We start from the raw sequence: 24,112 nt of genomic DNA, 5'->3' as shown, positions 1-24,112 counted from the left end.
AGGATGTATTCACAGCGTGTTTTGGAAAGCCACCCCGCAGGATGCGCGGGCGACGATCTCCTAAGTAATTATTCTGGGAATGAAAGCATGGGAAGGATGCAGAAGGAACTGCACACCGGCATCGATCTGGCGGTGGCACTGATCAAACAGGACACACTGCCAGCGCTATTGAACACCGCCACCCGCCAACTCGAAAGCGCCTTCGGGCTCAGCAAGTGCTGGGCGCTGGAACTCGACCTCAGCGGCCGGACCCTGCACTGCAGCAAACTGGACGAAGCGGGCGAGTTTGATTGTAACGACTTCAGCCACCCCTTTGCCCACGTGCTGCAGACAGGCCAGCCGCGGGAACTCACCCGTGCTGCCAGCTATCGCCTGGATCATGCCGGCTTCCAGACGCTCCTGGAACTCAGTGGCCGTCCAAGAAGCTTCTGGCTGGAGCCACTAAAAGGCGAAGATGGCCGCACCCTCGGTATGCTCGTGTTGTGCGGCGACCACCCGGACTGGCAGGGCATCGTCACGCAGCCACTTTACAGCGGCCTGAAGCAACTGCTGGTGCATCAATGGATCAGCCAGCTGCAAACCCGTGACCAGGTGTGGCAACGGCGGCTGCTCAAGCGCTCCCTGGACCACCTGCACGATGCCGAAAGCCTGCGCCAGCGCTGCAGCCAGTTAGCCTATACCCTGGTTGGCAATTCCGAAGCCATGACCCACCTCCGGGCCCAGGTGGTGCGAGCGGCTGGCAGCCAGCTGTCTGTGCTGATTCAGGGCGAAACCGGTTGTGGCAAAGATGTGGTGGCCCGGGGCATCCACGATATGTCCGACCGTGCCAGTGGGCCTCTGGTGGTGGTCAACTGTGCCGCCATCCCGGACACCTTGTTGGAGAGTGAACTGTTTGGTCACACCAAGGGTGCCTTCTCCGGTGCCGACCAGGCCAAAGAAGGTCTGCTGGCCCAGGCCAACGGCGGCACCCTGTTTCTGGATGAGATTGGCGATATGCCCATGGCACTGCAATCCAAATTGTTGCGGGTGCTGGAAAGCCGACAGTTCCGGCCATTGGGTGCCCGGGAAGAGCAACATTCGGATTTCCGCCTGGTGGCGGCCACCCATCAGCCGCTTCAGGAGGGCATTGAGGATGGCCGGTTCAGGCGGGACCTGTTCTACCGCCTCAGCCAGTTTCCCCTGCGCGTTCTGCCACTGCGGGAACGCAGTGAAGATCTGGAAGCGCTCAGCCGTCACTTCATCCGGCTCTACACCGAGCGCGAGGGCAGTGGCCCGCTGGGCATCAGCAGCCATGCCCTGAGCGCGCTGGCCGACTACAACTTCCCGGGCAATGTCCGGGAACTGCGCAACATCATCGAACTGGCCTGTCTGCAGACCCCGGCCGGTGACGACATTCAGCCGGAAGTCCTGCGCCTGGACGATCTGTTTGCCGACTCCCCGGAGTCGACCATGGCTTTCGTGGAAGCCAAAACCATTCCGGGCGTACCTCCGGCCGATGATATCCGCGATCTGAAAGCCGCCGCCCAGGCCTTTGAGGCCGCCATCATCCGCGAACGTCTGCGCCAGTATGGCGGCAATCGCGCTCAGGCCGCGGAAAGCCTGGGCCTGCCAAAACGCACACTGGCCCATAAATGTCTGAAGTATCAGGTAACCGACGTATGACCCTGAAAGACCTGAACCGATTGCCCTTGATGGTCCTGTTGCTGGTGAGTGCCAGCAGTTGGGCCGATACCCGCCTGGTGGAAGCCGGGGCCTGCACTGAACAACCGAACCGGCTGGAACGTCTGGCCTGTTTTGATGAGGTGTTCGGTACGCCGTTGGCGCAGTACGAGGCCGGCCAGCATCCGGCATTGGTGAACCAGTCTGAGCGCTGGCGCCGGGTGTTTGCACAGGCCAGCGGGAACGATGCCGGCGGGGTGGTCTATCGCGACACCGGCAGCGCGGCGGGTCATCTGGTGACGGTGACCGCGCTCGGGGTAAAACCTCCACGCCCGGTGCTGTCGCTGCAGTGCCACAACAACATCACCGAGCTGGCCATCATGCTGCCGGAGCCACTGGATCGCGAGCGAGTCGACGTAACTCTGGGGCCCCATCGGGCACACTGGCGGGTTCGGGATGAAGGTTTGGTGGTCAGCGCGGGTCGCGGCCTGCCCGCTATCCGCACCGTACTGGATGTGGTCAACCAGCCGGATGTGCGCCTGCAGGCGGGAGTTCGGGAGCTTGATGGCCTGCTGTTTGACCTCAACGGCTTTGCTGAGGCGATCAAGCCTTTGCGCCAGACCTGTGGCTGGTAAGGAGTGATGGCATGCAGGTGATTGAACAGCATCCTTACGTGGATCAGGTACTGAACCCGATCCCAGGTGACACCGGGGTAGGCGAAAGCCTGGCTGAAGACAGCACGCTGGAGTTTCTCGAAGACGAGATCATGAAAGTGGGCTCGCTGGCCCACAACGACATCGACTGGCACAAGGTTGAAAGCGAAGCACTGAAACTGCTGGCGGATCGCAGCAAGGACATCAAGGTGCTGGGTTTTGTCATGCTCAGCCTGCAACGTGGCGGCGATGGTGAACGGTTTGCCCTGTCGCTGTACCTGCTGCATCGGGTGCTGGACGACTGGTGGGAAAACGCCTGGCCCTATCCCGGTGCCAAGGGGCAGCGGGCCCGCAAGATGCTGTTTACCCAGATGCTGCAGCGGGCCCTCAAAGCGGTCGAGAGCCTGAACTTTGATGCCAGCGTAGGAGATGGTCGTCAGTTCTGTCTGGACCTGGTTGAGAAACTGGACACCCAGGCGAAAGACCGGGATTTGCCTGACGACGCCCTGTTCGACCTGAAGCGGGCCGTGGAAAAGTTGCCCAAGCCGGACCAGACCACCGCGCCCCGGACGGCGTCTGAAAGCTCCCCGACAAACAAACAGGAGAGCACGGCCAGCTCATCGCCCTCCAGCTCGGCCAGTTCCAACACTACGGCCGCGTCGCTGGGCAATCTGACACTGGACCCGAGTAATGAGCGTGCGACCCGGCAGAGTCTGCTCAAGGTCGCCGAACTGCTGACCAGCAGCGAACCGGACAACGCCCTGGGCTACCGGATGCGTCGGTATGCCATCTGGCAGAGTATCACCAGCCTGCCGCCAACCCGGGATGGCAAGCGCACAGATCTGGCAGCCGTCAGCGCAGACCGGGTGGCCGAGTACAGGGAAGCTCTGGAGAAAACACCGGACCTGGAACTGTGGCAGCGCATTGAACAAAGCCTGTCGGTCAGCCCGTTCTGGCTCGATGGCCACTGGCTCAGCGCCCGGGCGGCCATGGCCCTTGGCAATACCGATTGCGCGGAGGCCATCCGGGAAGCCCTGAAAGCGTTTGTCGACCGCCTGCCGCAACTGGCCGAGCTCACCTTCAACGATGGCACACCGTTTCTCAGTGACGATGGTGCAGATTGGTTGCACACAGCCCCGGCAGCTGGCAAAGGAACGGGCGCAGGTGCCAATCCCTGGGAGCAGGCATTCGACGGTGCGCTTGAGCTGGTGCGGCAGAACAAACTGGCGCCGGCCATGGAACTGCTGGAGCAGGGTCTGGCCGATGCCCGGGAGCCGCGCGAGCGCTTCTACTGGCGCCTGGCCACGGCCCGGCTGCTCAAGGAAACCGGCCTGAAAGCCCTGGCCGCCGAACAGATTCAGGATCTGAAAAACCAGATCCAGGGGCGGGTTCTCGAAGACTGGGAACCGGCTCTTATAAAACAACTGGAACGACTGGCGTAACGCCCGCAAGACGCAACGAACGCAGGAATGGAAACCATGTGGAGAAAAGCATTACTCATTGGTCGTTGGCTTCTGCCCTACATCCGCAGCGCCGCCCCCGTCACCCTGGCTCTGGGGGTAATTGCCCTGCTGGTAGCCACCTGGTGGCTGGGGCCACGCCTGGAAATCAACGGCGACTACCCGTTGATGGCCTGGCAGATGCGTGCTCTGGTCACCCTCGGGGTGGTCCTGCTGGTGGTGATGGTCTGGGGTACCATGCTGGCCCGTCGCCTGGGTAAAGTGAACAAGGCCAAGGCCGAGGAGCAGCGGGAGCAGGAAGACCCGATTCTGCCCATGGAGCGTCGCCAACAGCGGTTGCTGGACCGCCAGCTGCAGGCGTTGAAAAGCAATCTGCCGGGTCGCAAGGGCCTGTACCGTCTGCCCTGGTATCTGGTGATGGGCCTGGAAGATGCCGGTAAGACCAGCCTGATTCAGCGTGCCGGGCAAACCTATACCCTGACCAACGTCACCCGTAACAACCGGGGCGACCGTAACCCGTTCAGTTTTGACTGGTGGATTGGCGACAACGGTGTCCTGATCGACCCGGATGGCGAACTGCTGAGCCAGAACCAGGGCGAGGGTGCCACCGGTGAAATCCAGAGCCGGCTGTGGAACCACTTTATCGCCTGGCTGGAACGCAGTCGGCCCCAGCGGCCGCTCAATGGCGTTATCCTGGCTGTGGATCTTGCGCGCCTGAGCGCCGCCAACGAACAGCAGCGTGAAGCCCACGCCATTCTGCTGCGCACCCGCCTGCGGGAGCTGATGGAACAGCTTGGGTCCCGGCTGCCGGTGTATGTGACCTTCACCAAGATGGATCTGATGTACGGATTTGCGCCGTTTGTCCGTACTCTCAGCAAGGCGGAGAAGGATAAGGCCCTGGGGTTCACCTTCAGGCTGGACGGCCAGCAGGATCAGGACCAGTGGCTGGAACAGTTTGCCGAGCGTTACGCCGATATGGTGGATGAGCTCACCGAACGCCTGCCGGACGTGCTGGCCAACACCCGTGATAACGAAGAACGGGCGGCGGCTTATTCGTTCACCCGCCAGTTGGCGGGCCTGAAGCCGGCCATGGAGCAGTTCCTGACGGATTTGCTGTCGGCGGATGCCTTCTCCACACCGGCACTGGTACGCGGCACCTACTTCACCTCGGTGTTGCAGGAAGGTGTGCCCGAGGACGCCTTTGTCTCCGCTGCTGCCCGGAACTACCAGATGTCCGACCCGATTCAGCCGGCCCAGCGTGGTGGCCAGTCTGCGAGCCTGTTCACCAAGGGGCTGTTCCCCGAAATCATCTATCCGGAGGCGGGCCTGGCAGGGGATAACCGGCGGGTGGTGCGCCAGCGTCATCGTCGGGTGGCCGTTGCCGCCGTGGTGGCTCTGGCCGCCGGTGCGGGCATGACGGCGGGCTGGCAGCACTATTTTCTCCAGAATGCCGAAGCGGCCGCCCAGGTGGAAAACCGGGTGAAAAGCTATCTGAACGACTGGCAGCCGGTTGGCTATGAGCCGGACACCACCGGCCGTAATCTGCTGCAACCGCTGGATGAGCTGCGGGATGCCACTCTGGCCTTCGGCGATTACCGCAAGGAGTGGCGGCTGGTGACCGATATGGGGCTGTACCAGGGGCACAAGGTGGGCCCGGAAGTGGATAAGGCCTACCTGAACATGTTGGCCTATCAATACCTGCCTGCGCTGATGTTTGGTGTGATGGAGGAAATGGGCCAGGCCCCGGATAACAGCACTGAGCGGCTCGAACACCTGCGCGTGCTGCGGATGCTTTACGATGCCAGCGGCCGCCGTACCGACATCGTGTCCGGTTACATGCGTGAATACTGGCAGGCCCGTTTCCCCGGACAGCGCGATGTACAGAATCGCCTGTATGGGCACCTGCAATACGCCATGGCCCACACCGACCTGTCGGACCTGGCAGCCAACGGCGACCCAACCGCCACTATGGCTCTGGCGCCCTTCCGCAGCAGTGTTGAATGGGCACAGCACGAGCTTGGTCGTATCAGCACCTCAGACCGCGTATACCGCGAGCTGGAGAATGAGGCCAGCCGTGATTTCCCGACCCCACTGGAACTGGCCCGCAGCTCCGGCCCGGCGTTCTCGACCGTGTTCACCCGCCTGGACAGTTACGGCGAGCCGCTTGCCGAGGATGTGCCGTCTGCTGAGGATCCACTTTCGATACCAGCGTTGTTGACCCGGGAGGGACTGGAAAAATGGTTCCTTCGGGAATCCGGATCGGTCACCGAACTGGCCTTGATTGACGCCTGGGTGCTGGGCCGTCGGGATGATGTTGATTTCAGCAAGGCCGATGAAGCCGAACTGCTGGCCAGCCTGCAAACGCTGTACGCCGAGCACTATGCCGAGGCCTGGCGCACAGCGCTGAGCCGGCTGGATATCCATCGGTTTGAGGATCTCAACCACGGCGTTCGTATTCTCGACAGCCTGACCAGCGGCCATCAGCCACTGGCCCGATTGCTGGCGCAGGTGCGGGAAAACACCCGCCTGATTCCGGTAGGTGAAGGCGAAGCGGAAGCCGCACGCAAGTTGCTTGAGCAATCTCCCCATTACCGCATGCTGCAGGACATCGAGCGCCAGTTCAGTGATCTGAACCAGCTTACCCGCAAGCAGGGTGAGGAGCCGTCTGGGCTGGAGGAAGTCATGCTGGTGGTGGGTGAGCTGCATGAATACATGCGAAACATCCAGGAATCCCCGGATACCGGCAAAGCCGCCCTCAGTGCCGCTCGTGCTCGCATGGGCCTGCAGGGCGCTGACCCTATCTTCACCCTGCAACGCATGGCCGGTCATCAGCCGGAACCCCTGAACCGGATACTGAACCGCCTGGCCACCGAAAGCTGGCGGGTGGTTCTGGACAGTGCGGTGGCCCAGTTGGAGCGTGACTGGTATCGCGAGGTTTACCAGCCTTTCCAGCAGAACCTGGCCCGGCATTATCCGTTTACCCAGGGGGCAGGGCGTGATGCTGCGCTGCAGGACTTCGAGCGCTTCTTCGCGCCGGACGGTATTCTGGAAACCTTCTACAACGACAACCTGAAGCTGTTCCTGGAAGACCATCCGGAACATGTGGGTGATGCCCGCCGGGCCAGCCTGGTGCGACGGGACGTGGTTGCTGCGCTTGATCGTGCCCGGCAGATTCGCCAGGCGTTTTTCACCCGCAGCGGTACGCTGGATGTGGAATTCGCGCTGGAACCCCTGAACCTCAGCAACAACAAACGTCGCTCGGTGGTGAATATCGATGGCCAGCTGGTGGAGTTCTCCCATGGCCCCAGCCAGAGCATTCCGCTAGTGTGGCCGAACACCCTGCGGGACACCGTAGAGAGCCGGGTAACGCTGGTGCCGATTCAGGTTAACCGCTCGCCCCGGAGCATTTCCGAGAGCGGTCCCTGGGCACTGTTCCGGTTGCTGGGTAAAGCGGACATCACCGGTGTCAGCAGCAATGCGGTGGACGTGAAGTTCACGGTGGATGACGGGGAAATGCGTTATCGCCTGCACGCGGCCAGCAATACCAACCCGTTCACAGAGCAATTGCTATCAGGGTACCGCATACCCCGCAGCTTGTATTAAACTGTGTCCCGTCGCCCGGGTTTGTGCCCGGGTTGGCGGGAGCCGGCACCCGGATGGCGCAGGCTGAAAACGGATACATTCAATCTTCAGGGATCGAAGTCATGCCCCAGGCAAGCGGATTGCAGTTCACCGCCCGTGTAGGCGAATTCCCCTCGGATCACTTTGTCGTTGTCGGCTTCGCGCTGACCGAACGGCTGTCTGATCTGTTCCATGGCCGGTTGCAACTGGCCAGCACCGACCCGGATGTGGCCGCCGCCGATGTACTGGAACAGCCGGTAGATCTGGTGGTGTGGCAGGATGGCCAGCCCCTGCGCCGGTTCACCGGCGTGGTGAACGAATTTATGCGGGGCGACACCGGCCACCGCCGCACCCGCTACGAAGTGGTCATCCAGCCGCCCCTGTGGCGCCTGGGCCTGATGCACAACAGCCGCATCTTCCAGACCCAGACCACCGACGCCATCGTGCGCACGCTGCTCGAAGAGCGGGGCATCATCGACACCGTGTTCGACTTCAAACGCCCTCCTGAAGAACGGGAATACTGCGTCCAGCACCGGGAAACCGACCTGCAGTTCCTGGAACGCCTGGCCGCCGAAGAAGGCTGGCACTACCGCTACCAGCACGGCAGCGTGGATGGCGAAGAACAACCGGCACTGATTCTTGCCGACCACCACGGCGACGCCCCGAAACTGGACCCGGTTACCTGCAACACCAAAGCCGGTGGCAGCACCCAACAGGCCTGCGTGTTCCAGTTTGCCTACGAAGAACGGGTCAAAGCCGCCTCCGTGGCCATGAAAGACTACACCTTCAAAAACCCAGCCTATGCCCTGATGCATGAACAAAGTGCTGGCGGTGTTAATCACCGGGAAGACTATCAGCACTATGACTACCCCGGCCGCTACAAAGCCGACGCCAGCGGCCAGCCGTTCACCCAGAACAGACTGGATGCGCTTAGAAACGACGCGTCCATGGCCAACGGCAAAAGCAACCGCCCGGATTTCACCCCCGGCGCCAAAGTGGAACTGCAGGACCACGACAGCCAGACCCTGAACCGGGAATGGCTGCTCACCGCCATCACCCACACAGGCAAACAGCCCCAGGCTCTGGAAGAAGAGGGCGGCAGCGAGCCCACCAGCTACCACAACACCTTCAGCGCCATCCCGGCCGACAAAACCTGGCGCCCGCTGTGCGAACACAAGCCCATGATGGACGGCCCCCAGATGGCCCTGGTCACCGGCCCGGACGGGGAAGAAATCCACTGCGACCAGTACGGCCGGGTGAAAGTACGATTCCCTTGGGACCGCTATTCCAAGAACGACGAACACTCAAGCGCCTGGCTGCGCGTGGCCCAGGGCTGGGCCGGTGGCCAATACGGCTTCATGGCCTTGCCCAGAATTGGCCACGAGGTCATCGTCAGCTTCCTGGACGGCGACCCTGACCAGCCCATCATCACCGGCCGCACTTATCACGCCACCAACACACCGCCCTATGCGCTGCCGGAGCACAAAACAAGAACCACCCTGAAGACCAAAACCCACAAGGGTGAGGGCAGCAACGAACTGCGCTTTGAAGACGAAGCCGGTGAAGAACAGATCTACGTGCACGCCCAGAAAGACCTGGACCTGCTGACGGAAAACAACCGCACCGAAGTCATCAAGAACGACAGCCACCTGACGGTGGAGAACAACCGCGTCAGCCACACCAAAGGCAACCGCCATCACACCGTGGATGGCGAAAAGCGGGAGCAAACCGGCAAAGACCACAGCTTCAATGTCACCGGTACTCTGCACCTGAAAGCCGGCACCGCCTGGCTCAGCAATTCCGGCACCGAACTGCACATCAAAGCCGGCCAGAAAGCCGTGATCGAAGCCGGCGCTGAGATCACCCTGAAAGCCGGCGGCAGCTTCGTGAAGATCGATCCCAGCGGCGTGGCCATGGGAGGCGCAAGCATCAAGATGAACGCCGGTGGGGCTGCAGGGAAAGGCAGTGGGCAGAAGGTGCAGGTGCCTGAGATGCCGGGGTTGGTGACGGCTGCTGGCGGGGCAGAGGCGCCGGAGGCGTTGGCGGAGGTTAGCCAGAGAGCGAATGCTCAGCCAAAAGCCATCGTTGCCCACCGACTGAAACAGGCTCGGATGAATCGAACGGCTATTGTTGAGCAGTGCCAGCAGAAACCCGATGGCACTTGTCCGCTTGGGAACTGTCCTTGCGGTAAGAATCAGACAGCGTGATACGTGAAGGAGCCCATTGTGGTATTTGCACAACCTTCGACTGACAAGGTGCGTTTTTTAGTGCTGGAGGCGCAGCAGAAACCATCGGTTGTGCGGTCTTTGTATGAGCAGACAGACGTTCCGAAGTGGCTTTATCTGTTTGCTGAGACTGACTGGCAACAGTACCTGGCCGAAAGCCCCGTTGTTCTGGAAGCTAAACAGCAGAGCCCGGAGTATCAGTGGGCTTTGAAAGGATTGAAAGAAGGGCGGCTTATCGGGCTGATTCTGGAGTCCTCTGAGAGCCTTGATTCCGTGACGGGTTGGCTAAGGGCTCGCTTGACAGTGCGCTTTGACGGGGAAAGACAGGGCCTGCTGCGACTTTACGACCCTGAGGTATGGCAACGCTTATCTCCGGGGACTCAAGACCAGGCGGATGTGATTGAACGGGTTATTTACTGGTACGGAGAAAGTGGTCAGGAACGTTGGCAAACCACCGACAGACCAAATCTGTTCACTATGTTGCCCGTACCAACGCTTTCAGAAACTCAGTGGCAGGCATTGAACACGCCTGATGCCTGAGTCTGAATTGATACGTTTAGAACGCAAGGAATGACAGGGATGTCTGAGAATAGTGCAAAGCAGTCTACAGCTGGTTGTAGCCAGACTTGCGAGGACGAATCGCTGATTATCGAGGTTATCGGCAAAGAGCATCCGGATGGGCATGCTTTTCGAATCTTTGATGAAACCAACTACGAGCAGCAAGAGTGGTTGGAGAAACAGGTTGAAATAGAACCTCTGGAAAATTCCATTCTGCATGTCTGGCCCTGGAAGGGGCAGCCCTCCAGGAATGTCTGGATAGAAATCAAGTCTGAAGATGGCCCGATTCGGGTGCCCTTTCTGGATGATGCGACCAGCACCGAAAGGGAGGTTGAGCATCAACGCCACGTCGTACTGCCGGTCGTGCCGGCGACCCTGTTGTCAGGCATAGAGCTACATGGGCAGAAGCCTGCCCGCCAGGTTCTGGCTCGTGCGGGGTTCCTGTATATCTTTTACAAGGAAAAGCTATGGCGTGAAATTGAAATCCGCATAGATGAAGAAGGGCAAACTTCGTATCACGATGTGGCGCTTACCAAGTATCGTTCGCGCAGTGGTCAGCTAGAGCCTGGATACCGGAAAGTCACTGGGTCCGCAATGAGTGAAATCTGGATACCGGCCCGGATTAACAGTGATTGGCTGACATTGGAGATGGCCTTCAGCGAATCGCAGTGGCCGGGAGAGCGCGTGATGCATTTGGAGCGCTCCGCTACAGACCGGGAAAATCGTTGCGTTAGCATCGATATGCGTTTTGGATCAGAAACGAAGGAAAGTGTAGAGAACTCCAATACTTCCAACGGTAACAGTGTTGCATTTCTTGCTGAGTATCTTTCACCGCAACGTTCCCGAGTGCCCGCATTGGAGTGGCAGTTTGACCGCCCAGATGACTATCTGTTGGATTTAGAGGGAACCTATCCGGATCGGGCTATGCAAAAAGCAAAGTCCATTCACCAGAGGCAGGAAAGTCCGGATCCCGAAGACCCGATCGCCGAAGACGAAAGACCGGAGATGACTGCTCTCAGCAATTGCCTGCATCGATCATTGCACCAGGCTGAGGAGGCATTGATACAGCAGTGTCGGCCAGAGGACCCAGAGCCCTTCACTTGGCCTGGCTCTGGAACTGCTGAGACGGATGCTACGATCAATGCAAAAAAACGTGGCATTGGCGTTATTCTGCTGGACGATCCGATCTACCAGCTTAGATACAATCAGCGTCGTCGACAGGTGGCGGCCTGGTATATGAATGCCGCTGTGCGGCGCGCCAAGGCAAGACCATACTTTGACTCTGCCTTGCTGGTCCATTCTGTAATCGAGCCAGAACACATTGCGTCGGAGCCTAATCAGCTTCACAAGCACATGGCGGAAATAAATAATCAGGGCAGAGCAGAGCTTGAACGCTCGCTTGCGGTTTCTGAGCGTCAGATGGGGCGAGCTTATCTCGAGAAGGTGCATTCTGAGCTATTGGAATTGCTATCAAACGAACGCACCCATCATGTTCTGACGGATTTGTTCACTCATGACAGCTATGATTACGCTGGTGCATTCAATTTCGTAACATCTCTGGTGATGAACCTTGTCACCGAACCGGCGGAATGTGATGCCCTCGACATTGACGTTGAAGGTGCGGTCGATGGTGAAGGAAAACACTGGTTACAGGGACTGTGTGAGGGCCGGCACAGTCGCGTTCTCTACTCTCTGCTGTTTCCCCGCTTCAGCCCGGAAGATCAGAAAAAACCGTATCAACCTCCGGCAGAGCCTCAGGTCAATCATGGCAATGGGCAGTTCCGCGAAACGGAACTCGCTGCCATGTCTATTACCGACCTTCCCGATATTGAAGAGCTAAAAACGATCGATGGACTTGAATTAGCAGTCGAAGCTGCCGCAGGGTCCTACGAAACACTTCTGACGGCGAACATGAGGCTCGGTAGTCAGGTTTTGATGAGTGTCCACGGCAATATGTGGGCTGCGATTCATCATGCCAGCCAAGCTATTGAGGCGAGAAATGCAAAGCTGGCGGCTATAAAAAAGCAGTTGGCAGAGCTTCGAATAGAAATCTCCAATCTTGAAAACCAACGCTGGAACATCGAACGGAGAATTAACAACCTCAGAGGGAAAGAAGCTGAGCTTGAGGCGATCCGGAACAAACTAATCGAGCTCGACGTACGCTTCAAAGAACTGAGCCGGCAGAAACAATCCATCATGAAAACGGCGGTTGCAGGCAGAATGAAGCTTTATTCTGTTTCGTTGGAGCAATTACGTCGGTCCCTACCGGAGCTTCTAGGGAAAGTGGAGTTGATGCGACTCTCGAAAGCGCGTCAGAAAGATTATTTCATCTTCGAGTTTAGTGAGGCTGAACTTAGGTCTGGAACTGGAAAGCGGGCTGTAGAGCTTTTTGGGGACTTGATACAGGCAGGCGAAGAACCTGACGTTCGCGCGTCAACAAGTAGAAGACGCAGCAAGGCTGCGGGTATCGCATCCGAGGTTGCTGAGGATGTATACGTGCTGGCAGTCCCTAAAACAGAAACGGTTGTGACGTTAATTGAGGATATCCGGAAAGCTGAGTCTGACTTCCGGCAAGCGGTGCGTGCGTTAGCTGAACTCGACGAGCTCGTTGGGCCGAGTCCCGGCACCCCCGCCGCGGCAATGGCTGCCGCTGCGCAAAGAATCGAGGCGGCAAAAGCTGAAGTTGCCCGAGCGGAACGGGAACTCAAAGCATTCGAGCAAGAGATTGATAGCCGGAGAAGCCGTGTTGCGAAGAAAGAACAGTATATCCGTGACCTGGAGGCCGCGAACGATGCGGCGAACAAGATTGATCAGGCAGAAATTAACAGTAACAGATCCAGTCGTTTATATCGGGTGTTGAATAAACCAGCTTTTCCGGTATTTGTTGGTTTGATTGAGGTGTTTAACTCAGCGAGCGTTTGGTCAGGGCGGTCTCAAGATGCAAGGATTAAAGGGAACAATCGTGCCGGCCTCCGAGTATTCAGTGCGGGTTTTGATCTGTTTGTTGCGGGCACGGCAATTAGTGAACGGTGGGTGCTGGGGCCATCCAAGATCTTGGCGCTCGAACTGCCAGAAGACATTGGAAGAGTTTTCGTTAAATCTCTTGGTGCTCCACTAACAGTAAGAAGTGGGCTTGGCGCTGCAGCCGGTTTTCTTATGGCCTTGGATGCCGGGTGGGATGCCTATTACGAGTATCGGATGGGAAATCACAAAGCGGCGTTCGGCTATGGATTGCTGGCGGGTAGCGGGATCGCTTTCGGATTCGCAAGTGTTGTAGGTAAATCAGGACTTCTTTTGGTGTTAGGGCCGAAAGGTTGGCTGGCGGTAGGTGTTATCCTGGCCGTAGCGGGCCTGGCGACGGTTTTCGCATTCAGCGACGAACCGCTCGACATCTGGATGCGGCATGGGCCTTTCGGGCCTTTGGCGGAGAAGCCCTTCTTGAAAAAACCAGATGAAGCCTACTATCGCTTGATCAGCCAGTTAATGGGCGTCACGGTCAGACTTGAATACAATCCCTTGCGACGAATGGCGCGAGACGGCGTTCTGGAGGGCTACAGCGATGATCAGGTGGCCGCTTTGTCGATGGCTGGTGAGCGTTTTGTGATTGAGAGCGCCATTCCTGAATTGTTCAATTCGGGCGGGGTTGTCACTGTTTTACCGAAGCTTCAGCTCAACGAAACGATTGCTGTCGCTAAAGGTAGATCGGGTCACGTTCAGAATAACCGAATAGAAGGGGCTGATCTGGAGCCTTATGTACTAATGACAGAGGAGTCTGGTACGGGTTTGCATATTTATCTGAATGCACCTGAGAGCGCGAGACGCAAATTAGAGACTGCAGTCTGGCAGAGCGATACGTGGGAAACGCGAACATATAGATGGAAGGCCAAAGTCCAGATTCAGGCGAGGCAATCGCTCGAATCCATGTTGATGGTCTTCCCGGCGCCTCCACCGCAAGACCCTCTCGTGTTTAGTAAATCGGACGAGCGTCATACCCAACCTGACTTTAGCAGTGAAGACCAGCCATTTTGGTACAGTCAAAGAGTTCAAGAAAATGTCGATTGATGTTTCTCCACATGGTAGCTCGAGTGATTATTATGGGTCGCATAGCTACCGTTCTGACTCGATTCCCGAGCAAAGCAATCAAACTCAGGAATTGAACCGAACCGGATTAGATCGCTCAGCCAGCTTACGATTACCGTGGGGTAATACCCGTGAAGTGATGCCGCCCACCTTCATGTCAAGAAACCCACCCAAGAAGTTGCGGCGACTGGAGAAAAAAGAGGATCTGGCAGAGAAGTACGGTCTTCACGTTGAGAGTAATCATGAATGCTTCCGGCATGCACCATTGGCTCTCCAGGCTCGATTAGTAAGTATAATTAGTGTTACAGGTGCGTTGTGGGCCTACATTGTTTCTCCCGGATATTTGATAACACTGATTTTGATGTCGCCGTTGTTTACGTCCATTAGTAGAAACTATTCCGAGTACATACAAAGTCTTGGTTTATTCGAATTTATCATGCTTGGAGGCGGCTGGATTCTCATTTTGATGGCCAAACTGGCGTTACGCCTCTTCCCGAAATGGCTTTTACGGAATGGCCGAGGCCCTGAATGGGAATTCAACCGTCGCACCGGCATGATCAAGGTTTGGCAATACCCGAAAAAGTTTCCTTTTCTCCCCAGAAAGCCGCCGGTAGTGGTTGAAAAGCCCTTCTACGAATTCGATGCCTGGTGCTGCGCGAGGGTGGATCGCTTTGGCACTTTGTTTGACCTGGTGCTCTCCCACCGTTACAGCAAACTGGATGTTACCGTTGGCGATATTCTCGGCGCCCACGGCAGTCCCACCATGTGTTACGCCTACTGGGATTTCATTCAGAACTACATGGATGTCACAAAGCCGTTGCCGGAGCTGCCCATGCTGGAGCAGTATCGACACCTTGACCCGACCACCGCAAAGCACGATCAGGCGGCGGGCCGTCCTGCGCGTTACTGGCGGGATATGGATGACAAAACTTTCAAGCGGAAAGTGGACGACATGTTTACCGATGTCTCTATCATCGATACCACACGCAGGCCAGACCTGATGGCGGAAAAGCTGAGTTATGCGTCCTGAGCGAGCAGGAAGCCCTCCCGGCCAATCTTGGGGTTGCTTGAAAACATGTGCTTCCCACAATGCTTGTGGGGTGAGGTCGACAGTTTGGTCTCGTTACTGATTGCAAAAGACCAATTAATATACGGTTAATGGAATGACCAATCTGCACAATGGCAACGATACTTTGTCATCTCATCCATCGGCTGAATCCAACTGGGAAGCCGGTGTGCGCCGCACAACCAAGGACCGTCGGTTACTAGTTCTGAGTCCTGAGCCGGTGATGACAGGGGCGCGAGCGGTGGACGTCAACGCTTGGATTAGGAGAAAGACCGATGGCTGGCTGGATTTGCAGGGCGGAAACCTGCTGTTTGGTGCCGAATTTGCGTTGATGTTCTTGAGCTTGGGCGTGTTATCCACTGGTATCTTGGGTTTCGGTCTGATGTTTGCGCTAGGCCCCGACTCGCTGGACCATTGGGATTGGGAGTCGCCACTTATAATGCTGATTGGAAACCTCCTGATTTCTTTACCCTGGGGCTTGTACATGCATTTCCTGGGTAACAAAGCCGTGAAAGAAACCCCACCGGTGCGATTTAACGTACAACGCCGGCAAGTAGCCATCCCGCGTTGGACTGAAGGAAAGGAATTCAAGCTCCCGTTTTGGACAGATAATGCAGCTGGAATAGCCTATATAGTCATCGCTTTTACAATTGCCGCAGTTCTGTATACGCCTATTGGTTTGGAAAACAATCCGGTGGAATACGTTCAACGTGTACGGAACTACTTGTTGGCAGCTCTGGTAATTGAGGTTCTGGTGGTCGGCACTTACCTTTTCTTCGGCCTCCGCCTAAAGAAAAAACACGACCCCAGACTCGTCTACGAAATCTACCCCTGGGAAAAACTAGTTGCCTACATCGAAACCCGTCATGATATCGGTCCCGGCCTGATGGCTACGCACACGGTTCTCACCCTGGCGATTCCGAATCAAGACGACCCGGAATCGGCTTTGGCGGCTGCAAGTATCAACGTAGGTCATGAAACGGCCGGCCTGGCCCAATGGGAGTGTATTCGCCAGTTTATGGAAAATGGCCCCGAGGCCTGCCCGGATCCGAAAGAGGATGAAACCCTGGCCCACTACAAAGCTAAATGCCGCCAGGCCCGCAAAGAGATGTCCTTGTTGCCCTGGCTGAGCAAGAAGGTGGGCGACTGGTTCTTCCAGCGATACCTGGCCCATATCATCACCGAACGTCGCATCAAGACACTGGCCCTGAGGAACCTGCCAGAGGAACTGAAAGCCTGGTCCGCGCCTCTGCCAAAAGAGCACTGGGCCAAACCGACTGAGGCACTGCAGAACCTGAATCAACAACTCGCACGCGCTTATGAACGTGGCCTGAAGTATACCCAGATGGGGCCAGTCTCTGAATGGCAAGCGGGTCGTGAGGAGAAGCAACAACAGAAGCGAGGAAAAGGTCGTTTTCGAGCCTGAACACCATTTTGAGCAAGAAGAATCATATGGATATGAGCCCACACGCACCCCCGGATGGGGTTAATGTCTCTGAAGCCGGATTCAAAGGCTGCAGTAAACTCGCGGGTTCCACGTGGCAGAGTTATTACGGTTCTTATGCTTATCGCTCTGACTCGATTCCAGAGCAAAGCAATCAACCTCAGGAGTTAAATCGAACCGGGTTAGATCGCTCAGCCAGCATACGGTTACCGTGGGGTAATACCCGAGAAGTAATGCCGCCCACCTTTATTTCAAGAGACCCGCCCAAGAAGTTGCGGCGACTGGAGAAAAAAGAGGATCTGGCAGCGAAGTACGGACTTCATGTTGAGAATAATCATGAGTGCTTCCGGCATGCACCATTGGCTTTTCAGGCGCGCTTTTTCGACATGATGAGTATTGCGGGTAAGATTTGGGCATACATTGTTTCTCCCGGATATTTGATAACATTGATTTTGATATCGCCGTTGTTCACGTCCATTAGTAGAAACTATTCCGAGTACATACAAAGTCTTGGTTTATTTGAATTTATCATGCTGGGAGGTGGCTGGATTCTCATTTTGATCGCAGATCTGGCCTTCCGCCTCTTCCCGACATGGCTTTTACGGAATGGCCGAGGCCCCGAATGGGAATTCAACCGTCGAACCGGCATGATCAAGGTCTGGCAATACCCGAAAAAGTTTCCTTTTCTCCCCAGAAAGCCTCCGGTGGTGGTTGAAAAACCTTTCTACGAATTCGATGCCTGGTGCTGCGCGAGGGTGGACCGTTTCGGTAGTGTGTTTGATCTGGTGCTCTCTCACCGATACAGCAAACTGGACGTTACCGTTGGCGATCTTCTCGGCGCCCATGGCAGCCCCACCATGTGTTACGCCTACTGGGATTTCATCCAGAATTACATGGACATCACCAGGCCGCTGCCGGAGCTGCCCTTGCTGGAGCAGTATCGACACCTTGACCCGACCACCGCAAAGCATGATCAGGCAACGGGCCGTCCGGCGCGTTACTGGCGGGATATGGATGACAAAACCTTCAAGCAGAAAGTGGACGACATGTTTACCGATGTCTCCATCATCGATACAACACGCAGGCCAGACCTGATGGCGGAAAAGCTGAGTTATGCGTCCTGACTTGTGAACTGGGGGCTTCCATTGCGAACCAGGTAGGACGGCTCTTGTGACTACCCGGTCAAAGTTCCCAAACCCATCATCGGGTAGACTACTCCTTCGAAAGTTGTCCAAAGCATTATTCGAAAAGGAATTCAGTTATGGCTTGCAGGCTTCTCATCGCTTTATTTCTGCTATCCCTTGGTCCGTTTTCTCACGCTGCCGTCTACCAGTGGACAGATGCCAACGGTCAGACCCATTTCGGCGATCGTCCCCCGGCGAAGGCCAGTTCCAAGGAAGTGCGCGTCAATGCAGCGCCGGCCCAGGCAGATGCGACAGCCCGTGACCGGCAGCAGAAAATGACAGAGTTCCTTGAACAGCAACAGCAGGAGCGGGAGGAGCGTCAGGCCAAAGAAGCGAAAGCCCGGCAACAGGCCGAAAAGCAGGAGGAGCTATGCCGGAATCTCCAGGCCCGTCTCAAGCACCTGGAGAGTGTTTCGACCTTTTACGATATCAATGAGAAGGGTGAGCGGGAGTACGTGTCTGAGGAAGAAAATCAGCAGATTCGTGACCGTTTCCGCGCCAAGGTTAAAGAAACCTGCGGCGAGTAGGTACCTATTGTGATTAACCGGCAAGGCTACCGGTTAATCGCAGCCTCCGGCTGATTCAGCATCGCAATCAGCGGATTCTTCCGCAGCACATAATCCCGCAACAGGTAGCCCAGCAGTAACCCCAAGCCAAAGCCTCCCAGATGCGCGGCCCACGCCACGCCGCCCTGGGCTGTGAACATCCCGAACAGGTTTATCAGGCTCCAGATCAGGAAGTACCAGTGAGGTGCGAGTTTCTTCTGGTAAACAATGATCATGAAGGTAAGACTGGCGTGCCGGAACCACATCAGGTAGAGACCGAACAGGGCAGCGATGGAGCCACTGGCCCCGACCAGCAGCAGAGGGCCCTGGCTGGCATCGAACAACAGCAGTTCCGCAAGGGCCGCCATAATGCCGGCAAACAGGTAGAGTGCCAGGAAGGCACCATGCCCCAGCGCATCTTCCAGGTTGTCGCCGATAATCCACAGAAAGTACATGTTCCCGACCAGGTGCATCAGGCCACCGTGGACAAACTGATAGCTCAGCAACTGAAGCACAAAATGTGACGGGCTTTGGGTGTCGGAGTTCAATCCCAGGTTTACGAAGATCCATTCATTAGCCTCAGGGGACAGCGCTCCAACACCAAACACCAGGGCACAGAGGAACACCAGGGTTCGGGTAACCCAGGGGGTGCGGTGGGGTTTTACGTTGTATTCCACCGGCATGGCGGTCAGGAACTGGAACAGCCAGGATTTCCAGCTCACTTTCTGGTTCAGGTCTTTAAGGGCCTGCTTCAGTTGCGGCGACTGCATTACCTGATCGACTTCGTGTTTGTCGAGCCAGACGCCGTCACAGCCGGGGCAGCAGTCAATTTCCGTGGTGTAGTGAGCCAGCAATTGGTAGTGGGTCATGGGCACGCGGCACCGCCGGCAAAGCCGGTCGCTGGTGCGAAGCGCGGGGCCGAGGTGCTGCTCGTGATCGTACTGGTCTACGCCGTCATGATGCTCGGCAATCGCCTGATTTAACGCGCCATCTTCAAACCATAGCCCGTGGCACAGGCGGCAGTCGAATATGGAGGGATGGCTGGAGGAGTCCAGGCTTGCGGTATTGCAGGCCGGGCACTGTCGATAGCGGTTTCTGGGCATGACGTCCTTTTCCTGGTAAAGCGGTTTCTGAAGCGCCTGGCGATTACTGGTCCGAGGCAGTCAGATACTGCCTGGCAAATCCCTGCAACTCCTCCGCCACGCGCTGGCGAATAGCGGCACGATCCTGCGGATCCAGTTCGTACTTGCGTGCCAGCAGTTCGAAATCCTCGTCTTTGAGGGTTACCGTCAGTCGCGGGCGGGCACGGCCTTTACGGTAGGGCAGGTGGAGCACCTTGCGCACCATGTCGGCGGTCGTCATATCCTGCATGGCCGCCGACACGCGAAAGGCGCGCTGGATGTCGTTGGACAGGTCGAAGGCCATCTGTACCGCCTGAACGGCCTGTTCTTCTCGGGACCAGTCCTGTTTCTTCGCCATGGGGTTGCCTGTGAGAGCGCCTTTGAGGTGCTTGAGTGAGCGCCCCGAACTCGGGGCGCTCAGGGTTTACGGGTTTGCGTTGCCGCCCTTGAGGCGTGCCAACACATCGTTGACGGCATCCTGTTCGCCGTCAATGCCGGCGGCTTTCAGTTTTTCGTCCAGATCTGCGCCGGTCAGCTCTTTTTCCAGGGTGGCGCTGGCGGTCTGGCGGTCTTCTTCCCGGGCCTGGCGCTCGCGAATCCGTTCCAATGTCTCTTTCGCGGTGCTCAGGGAGGACTGCTGGCTGTTGATGTTGGTGTCAATCTGCGCGGTGGTGCGTAGCACCCGCTCGTTGGTCTTCACCACTTGCAGTTCCCGGCGGTAGTCGGCCAGCTGTTTCTCGGCTTTCTGAACCCGGTCTTTCAGGCCCACAATGCGCTGTTGCAGCAATTCCCGGGTTTGGGTCAGCTCCGAAGCGCGGCGCTCATGGCCAACAATTCGCTCGGCCACTTCCCGGGCCAGGTCTTCCTGGCCAGCCGCGATGGCTTTGCGGGCATCGTCTTCACGCTTGGCGGCGCTGTCCTGCTCGGTACGGATCTGTCGGGCCAGGGAGGCCGCTTCGGCCATCAGTGACGCCAGCTCTTGCTTGGCCTGTTTCAGCTCATGCTCGGAATCGCGCAGTTCCTGTTCCAGAATCCGGTTGCCCTGGCCGTCGACAACGGCTTCACCCAGTTCGTTCACACCCCCGCGCATGGCGGTCAGGATTTTTTTAAGTACGGTTCTCATGTCTCAGCCCTCACTCAAGCCAGGTAGTCTTCAAAAGTCTGTAACAGGTCGATGGCATTCTCGGCGAGGGTTACCAGTTCCTGCATGATCTCGCTGGTGCCGGACGTGGGGCTCAGTGCGCCATAGACCACATAGTGCTGGCCGGTTTTGCCAAGAGAGCTTAAGGGCATGGGAACACTGATGCGCAACATGTTTTCATGCAGCTCGTTCAGACGTTCCGGGGCCAGTTCCTGTTCGTCGAAAAGGTACGCAAGGCACAGAATCTGGGTGTCGGTTACGGTAATATACACCGGTGTTTCTTCGGCACCGGAAACAATCACCTGCAGCACCGGTTCTTCGCCGGCAATGGGCATGACATCGAAGGTTCGGCCAGCATGGGTGGCGTCACCCAGGGCCAGGGTGAGAGATTGGGTATCCACGAATAGCTCCTTCCTGTGGCGTTGAATCGGTTCGGCCGATCCGGACGAACCTTGTCCTGTCGCTTGACATTTTATGTCAATAATCCGAGTCTATACCTCGCAATTAAACATTTGCAAGAAATAGTTTGTTTACGTTATAAACAACTCGTCAGTCTGACACGGACTGTCGCCCAGTGGATTTACCAGAACGGATGTCTGGTCGCGTATGGATACATTCTTTGCAATTGCCTTCTCCTTCCCCACGGTCATTTTTTCCGTATTGCTGTGCGTGGCCATCGTTTACTGGCTGATTTCCCTTGTGGGTCTGGGCGATATCGAAGCCGATGGCGATATTGATGCCTCCGGCGACTTCTCCGGCCTGATGGTGACCCTGGGGCTCCAGGGTGTCCCGCTGCCACTCGTGCTTACTCTGTTGTTCCTGATTGCCTGGTTGGCGAGCTATTTTGCGGAGCTGTTGCTCGGTGCACTGGTGCCTGATGGTTTCCTGCATGCACTGTTCGGGCTGGCGATCATCGCCGGCGCTCTGGTGATGAGTGTTCTGGTGACCGCGGTTGTTATCCGCCCACTGCGGCCACTGTTCCGGCGGGCGTATTTACCCCCGCTTCAGAAACGTATTATCGGTACCGCCTGTGTCGTGACCTCAGCAACGGTTACGGAAACCAAAGGCCGGGCTGAAGCGATCCTGGATGGTGCCCACCTGGTACTGCAGGTTCGTAGTCATACGCCTTTGGCGCATCGCGAGCGCGCGGTGCTGATCGAGCATATTCCGGACAAGAACGCCTGGTGGGTGGTTCCGGAAGCTGAATTCCTTGCCGGCGAATCGGCCGGTTAATCCCCGCACCTACTTCCTTCAATCAGCGCAGGAGAATGACTAAATGGACTTATCTTGGATGATGCCAGCAATCATGACCGTCGGGGTCCTGGTTCTGCTGATACTGGGCATACTGGCCCTGTTCAAGGCGTTTTACCGCAAGGTGGACCAGGGCCAGGCCCTGATCGTGAACGACCTGTCGCCCACACCCAAGGTGTATTTCACCGGGGCCATGGTGTTGCCGGTTATCCACCGCGCCGAGACCATGAAAATCTCGGTCATTACCCTGGAGCTTAACCGTACCGGCAAGGAAGGGCTGATCTGTAAGGACAACCTGCGGGCCGACATTACCGTTGCCTTCTATCTGCGGGTGAATGAAACCCAGGAAGACGTGCTGCGGGTGGCGAAATCGGTGGGTGTGGGCCGTGCCTCAGACCGCGATGCCGTGAACGAGCTGTTCAATGCCAAGTTCAGTGAAGCGCTGAAGACCGTTGGTAAGAAACTCGAGTTCATGCAGCTGTTTGAGGAGCGTCAGCGCTTCCGCGATTCCATCGTCGAGACCATCGGTGAAGACCTGAACGGTTACGTGCTGGAAGACGTGGCCATCGACTACCTGGAGCAAACGCCGAAGACCTCGCTGGACCCGAACAACATCCTGGATTCCGAGGGCATCAAGCGGATTACCGAAATCACCGCCCTCCACAATGTGGAAACCAACCGTCTGGAGCGGGACCAGGAGCTGGAAATCCAGCGTAAGAACGTCTCGGCCCGGGAAGCGTCGCTGGAACTGGAACGCAGCCAGGCCGAAGCCGAAGCGCGTCAGCGCCGGGAAATTGAAACCCTGCAGGCCCGTGAGACTTCGGAAACCGAGCAGGTGCGTGAGCAGGAGCGGGCCCGTGCCGAAGCCGCTCGCATCAAGACAGATGAAGAACTGGCGATTGCGGACGAAAACAAGCAGCGCCAGATTGAAATGGCCATGAAAGCCCGCGAGCGTGCGGTGCAGATTGAAGAAGTGCGTATTCGCCAGGCCCGGGAGCTCGAGGATGTTAACCGTGAGCGGGCGGTGGAAATCGAGCGCATTGGCATGGAAAAGGCGCTGGAAGAAGAACGCAAGGAAATTGCCGATATCACCAGCCAGCGTATTGCCGTTGAGCGCAACGTGGCGGAAGAGGAAGAGAACATCAAGGATGTTCGCAACCGTTCTGAAGCAGACCGCCTGAAGGTGAAGAAAGTGGTGGCGGCCGAAGCCGAAGCCGAAGAACTGAAGCTGAAAGATGTGAAAGCGGCGGAGGCGGCATTTGAGCGCTCCAAGCTGGAAGCCGAGCAGGTTCGGGTTACCGCCCAGGCGGAAATGGACGCGGCCGAGAAAAAATCGGTGGCTGACGAGAAACTGGCCCGTGGTCGCCAGGCCATGGCGGCTGCCGATGGCCTTGCTGAAGCGCAGGTCAAGGAAGCTCAGGCGTCTGCCATCCGGGCCGATGGTCTGGCCCGCGCCGAGGTCAAATCGGTTACCGCCAAGGCCGATGAAGAAGCCGGCATGGCCGAGGTTCGGGTGCTTGAGCAGCGTCTGGAAACCGAAGCCATGGGTGAAGAGAAACTGGGTGTTGCCAAGGCCGATGCCCGTAAGGCTATGGTTCTGGCCGAAGCCGAAGGTGAGCAGCGCATGGGCCACGCCAAAGCCGAAGCCCGCGAAGCCATGGCCAAGGCCGAAGCGGCTGGTCTGGTTGAGAAACTCAAGGCCTACGATGGCATGTCTGAGGAATCCCGTCACTTTGAAGAGTTCCGCATGAACCTGGAAGTTCATGAGAAGGAAGTGATGGCCCAGATCGACGCCCAGAAGGCTGGCATGCTGGAAAATGGCCGGGTTATGGCTGCTGCCCTGAAAGACGCCAAGTTCGAAATGATCGGCGGCGACGGCGGCATTTTCGAGAAGTTTGCCCAGGGCCTTGGCTACGGCAAGAGTGTTCAGGGCGTGCTGGACAAGTCCCCCTCGCTGCAGGCGGCGCTCTCGAACATTGCCGGCCGGGTGGCAGGTGAAAAGCCTAACCGCAGTTCCGAGACGGCCTGATAAGGCCGATGGCTCCCGGTACCGGATCCAAGGTGCCGGGAGTGCTTTCCCCTAACCGCATTCCCCTCTTTGGTT

Annotated in this window: 17 protein-coding genes; 13 read left to right on the top strand and 4 right to left on the bottom strand. The window is 57.4% G+C overall.

The genetic code is table 11. The features are described 5' to 3' along the window. Positions 1-96: 96 nt before the first annotated feature. The 11 genes from OZ656_RS19265 to OZ656_RS19215 all read left to right on the top strand — a co-directional run bounded on the left by OZ656_RS19265 (position 97) and on the right by OZ656_RS19215 (position 18,477). Positions 97-1,662 (top strand): sigma-54-dependent Fis family transcriptional regulator, encoded by a 1,566-nt coding sequence (locus OZ656_RS19265; protein ID WP_011787127.1) that lies wholly within the window; start codon positions 97-99, stop codon positions 1,660-1,662. Further along, positions 1,659-2,294: a type VI secretion system-associated protein VasI gene (gene vasI, locus OZ656_RS19260; RefSeq protein WP_153741735.1), complete on the top strand. Its 636-nt coding sequence runs from the start codon at positions 1,659-1,661 to the stop codon at positions 2,292-2,294. Before OZ656_RS19265 ends, vasI begins: the two co-directional genes overlap by 4 nt. 11 nt (positions 2,295-2,305) lie before the next feature. Continuing rightward, the gene (gene tssA / locus OZ656_RS19255) at positions 2,306-3,754 is read left to right on the top strand and encodes a type VI secretion system protein TssA (protein WP_153741736.1); all 1,449 of its coding nucleotides are present in this window, start codon (positions 2,306-2,308) and stop codon (positions 3,752-3,754) included. Positions 3,755-3,781: 27 nt separating this feature from the next. After that, positions 3,782-7,375 (top strand): type VI secretion system membrane subunit TssM, encoded by a 3,594-nt coding sequence (gene tssM, locus OZ656_RS19250; RefSeq protein ID WP_153741737.1) that lies wholly within the window; start codon positions 3,782-3,784, stop codon positions 7,373-7,375. Positions 7,376-7,476: 101 nt separating this feature from the next. Then, positions 7,477-9,600 carry a type VI secretion system Vgr family protein gene (locus OZ656_RS19245; protein WP_379944806.1) on the top strand — a complete coding sequence of 708 codons (2,124 nt, stop codon included), beginning with the start codon at positions 7,477-7,479 and terminating at the stop codon, positions 9,598-9,600. An 18-nt stretch (positions 9,601-9,618) separates the two neighbouring features. Beyond that, positions 9,619-10,158: a DUF4123 domain-containing protein gene (locus OZ656_RS19240; RefSeq protein ID WP_227548852.1), complete on the top strand. Its 540-nt coding sequence runs from the start codon at positions 9,619-9,621 to the stop codon at positions 10,156-10,158. 39 nt (positions 10,159-10,197) lie between these two features. After that, positions 10,198-14,238, top strand: a complete 4,041-nt coding sequence (locus tag OZ656_RS19235; RefSeq protein ID WP_153740309.1) for a hypothetical protein — start codon at positions 10,198-10,200, stop codon at positions 14,236-14,238. 484 nt (positions 14,239-14,722) lie between these two features. Beyond that, complete coding sequence (locus OZ656_RS19230; protein ID WP_379944805.1) at positions 14,723-15,286, top strand: hypothetical protein; 564 nt, start codon at positions 14,723-14,725, stop codon at positions 15,284-15,286. A gap of 133 nt (positions 15,287-15,419) precedes the next feature. Beyond that, positions 15,420-16,748, top strand: a complete 1,329-nt coding sequence (locus tag OZ656_RS19225) for a hypothetical protein (RefSeq protein WP_153740307.1) — start codon at positions 15,420-15,422, stop codon at positions 16,746-16,748. An 8-nt stretch (positions 16,749-16,756) separates the two neighbouring features. Beyond that, positions 16,757-17,890, top strand: a complete 1,134-nt coding sequence (locus tag OZ656_RS19220) for a hypothetical protein (protein ID WP_227548851.1) — start codon at positions 16,757-16,759, stop codon at positions 17,888-17,890. A gap of 137 nt (positions 17,891-18,027) precedes the next feature. Further along, positions 18,028-18,477 (top strand): DUF4124 domain-containing protein, encoded by a 450-nt coding sequence (locus tag OZ656_RS19215; protein ID WP_153740306.1) that lies wholly within the window; start codon positions 18,028-18,030, stop codon positions 18,475-18,477. A 26-nt stretch (positions 18,478-18,503) separates the two neighbouring features. On the opposite strand, the gene OZ656_RS19210 is transcribed toward OZ656_RS19215, so the two are convergent. From OZ656_RS19210 to OZ656_RS19195, 4 genes are all read right to left on the bottom strand, one after another. After that, a complete protein-coding gene (locus tag OZ656_RS19210; RefSeq protein WP_023012133.1) occupies positions 18,504-19,598 on the bottom strand; it encodes a rhomboid family intramembrane serine protease in 1,095 nt (364 codons plus the stop codon). Between the two features lie 43 nt (positions 19,599-19,641). After that, a complete protein-coding gene (locus OZ656_RS19205) occupies positions 19,642-19,974 on the bottom strand; it encodes a hypothetical protein (RefSeq protein ID WP_011787111.1) in 333 nt (110 codons plus the stop codon). 66 nt (positions 19,975-20,040) lie between these two features. Further along, entirely contained in the window at positions 20,041-20,739 is a 699-nt protein-coding gene (locus tag OZ656_RS19200) for a PspA/IM30 family protein (RefSeq protein ID WP_014422950.1), read from the bottom strand. Positions 20,740-20,753: 14 nt separating this feature from the next. Continuing rightward, the gene (locus tag OZ656_RS19195) at positions 20,754-21,158 is read right to left on the bottom strand and encodes a YjfI family protein (RefSeq protein WP_011787109.1); all 405 of its coding nucleotides are present in this window, start codon (positions 21,156-21,158) and stop codon (positions 20,754-20,756) included. A gap of 205 nt (positions 21,159-21,363) precedes the next feature. Between OZ656_RS19195 and OZ656_RS19190 the strand changes: the two genes are divergently transcribed. Together OZ656_RS19190 and OZ656_RS19185 are read left to right on the top strand one after the other, a co-directional pair. Continuing rightward, a complete protein-coding gene (locus OZ656_RS19190) occupies positions 21,364-21,990 on the top strand; it encodes a hypothetical protein (RefSeq protein WP_199452788.1) in 627 nt (208 codons plus the stop codon). A 43-nt stretch (positions 21,991-22,033) separates the two neighbouring features. Then, positions 22,034-24,037: a flotillin family protein gene (locus OZ656_RS19185; RefSeq protein WP_014422948.1), complete on the top strand. Its 2,004-nt coding sequence runs from the start codon at positions 22,034-22,036 to the stop codon at positions 24,035-24,037. Positions 24,038-24,112 lie beyond the last annotated feature (75 nt).

Source organism: Marinobacter sp. LM1, assembly GCF_042763285.1.
Taxonomy (GTDB): domain Bacteria; phylum Pseudomonadota; class Gammaproteobacteria; order Pseudomonadales; family Oleiphilaceae; genus Marinobacter; species Marinobacter nauticus.
The sequence above is the reverse complement of the archived record's forward strand: the minus strand, read 5'-3'. Positions and strand labels throughout refer to the sequence as shown.

Excerpts from the sequence above, each read along its gene's own strand:
- OZ656_RS19235 (WP_153740309.1), top strand. The coding sequence starts at position 10,198 with ATGTCTGAGAATAGTGCAAAGCAGTCTACAGCTGGTTGTAGCCAGACT.
- OZ656_RS19205 (WP_011787111.1), bottom strand. The coding sequence starts at position 19,974 with ATGGCGAAGAAACAGGACTGGTCCCGAGAAGAACAGGCCGTTCAGGCG.
- OZ656_RS19225 (WP_153740307.1), top strand. The coding sequence starts at position 15,420 with ATGACCAATCTGCACAATGGCAACGATACTTTGTCATCTCATCCATCG.
- OZ656_RS19185 (WP_014422948.1), top strand. The coding sequence starts at position 22,034 with ATGGACTTATCTTGGATGATGCCAGCAATCATGACCGTCGGGGTCCTG.
- OZ656_RS19200 (WP_014422950.1), bottom strand. The coding sequence starts at position 20,739 with ATGAGAACCGTACTTAAAAAAATCCTGACCGCCATGCGCGGGGGTGTG.
- OZ656_RS19265 (WP_011787127.1), top strand. The coding sequence starts at position 97 with ATGCAGAAGGAACTGCACACCGGCATCGATCTGGCGGTGGCACTGATC.
- OZ656_RS19215 (WP_153740306.1), top strand. The coding sequence starts at position 18,028 with ATGGCTTGCAGGCTTCTCATCGCTTTATTTCTGCTATCCCTTGGTCCG.
- OZ656_RS19245 (WP_379944806.1), top strand. The coding sequence starts at position 7,477 with ATGCCCCAGGCAAGCGGATTGCAGTTCACCGCCCGTGTAGGCGAATTC.
- tssM (WP_153741737.1), top strand. The coding sequence starts at position 3,782 with ATGGAAACCATGTGGAGAAAAGCATTACTCATTGGTCGTTGGCTTCTG.
- OZ656_RS19230 (WP_379944805.1), top strand. The coding sequence starts at position 14,723 with ATGGCCAAACTGGCGTTACGCCTCTTCCCGAAATGGCTTTTACGGAAT.
- OZ656_RS19190 (WP_199452788.1), top strand. The coding sequence starts at position 21,364 with ATGGATACATTCTTTGCAATTGCCTTCTCCTTCCCCACGGTCATTTTT.
- OZ656_RS19210 (WP_023012133.1), bottom strand. The coding sequence starts at position 19,598 with ATGCCCAGAAACCGCTATCGACAGTGCCCGGCCTGCAATACCGCAAGC.
- tssA (WP_153741736.1), top strand. The coding sequence starts at position 2,306 with ATGCAGGTGATTGAACAGCATCCTTACGTGGATCAGGTACTGAACCCG.
- vasI (WP_153741735.1), top strand. The coding sequence starts at position 1,659 with ATGACCCTGAAAGACCTGAACCGATTGCCCTTGATGGTCCTGTTGCTG.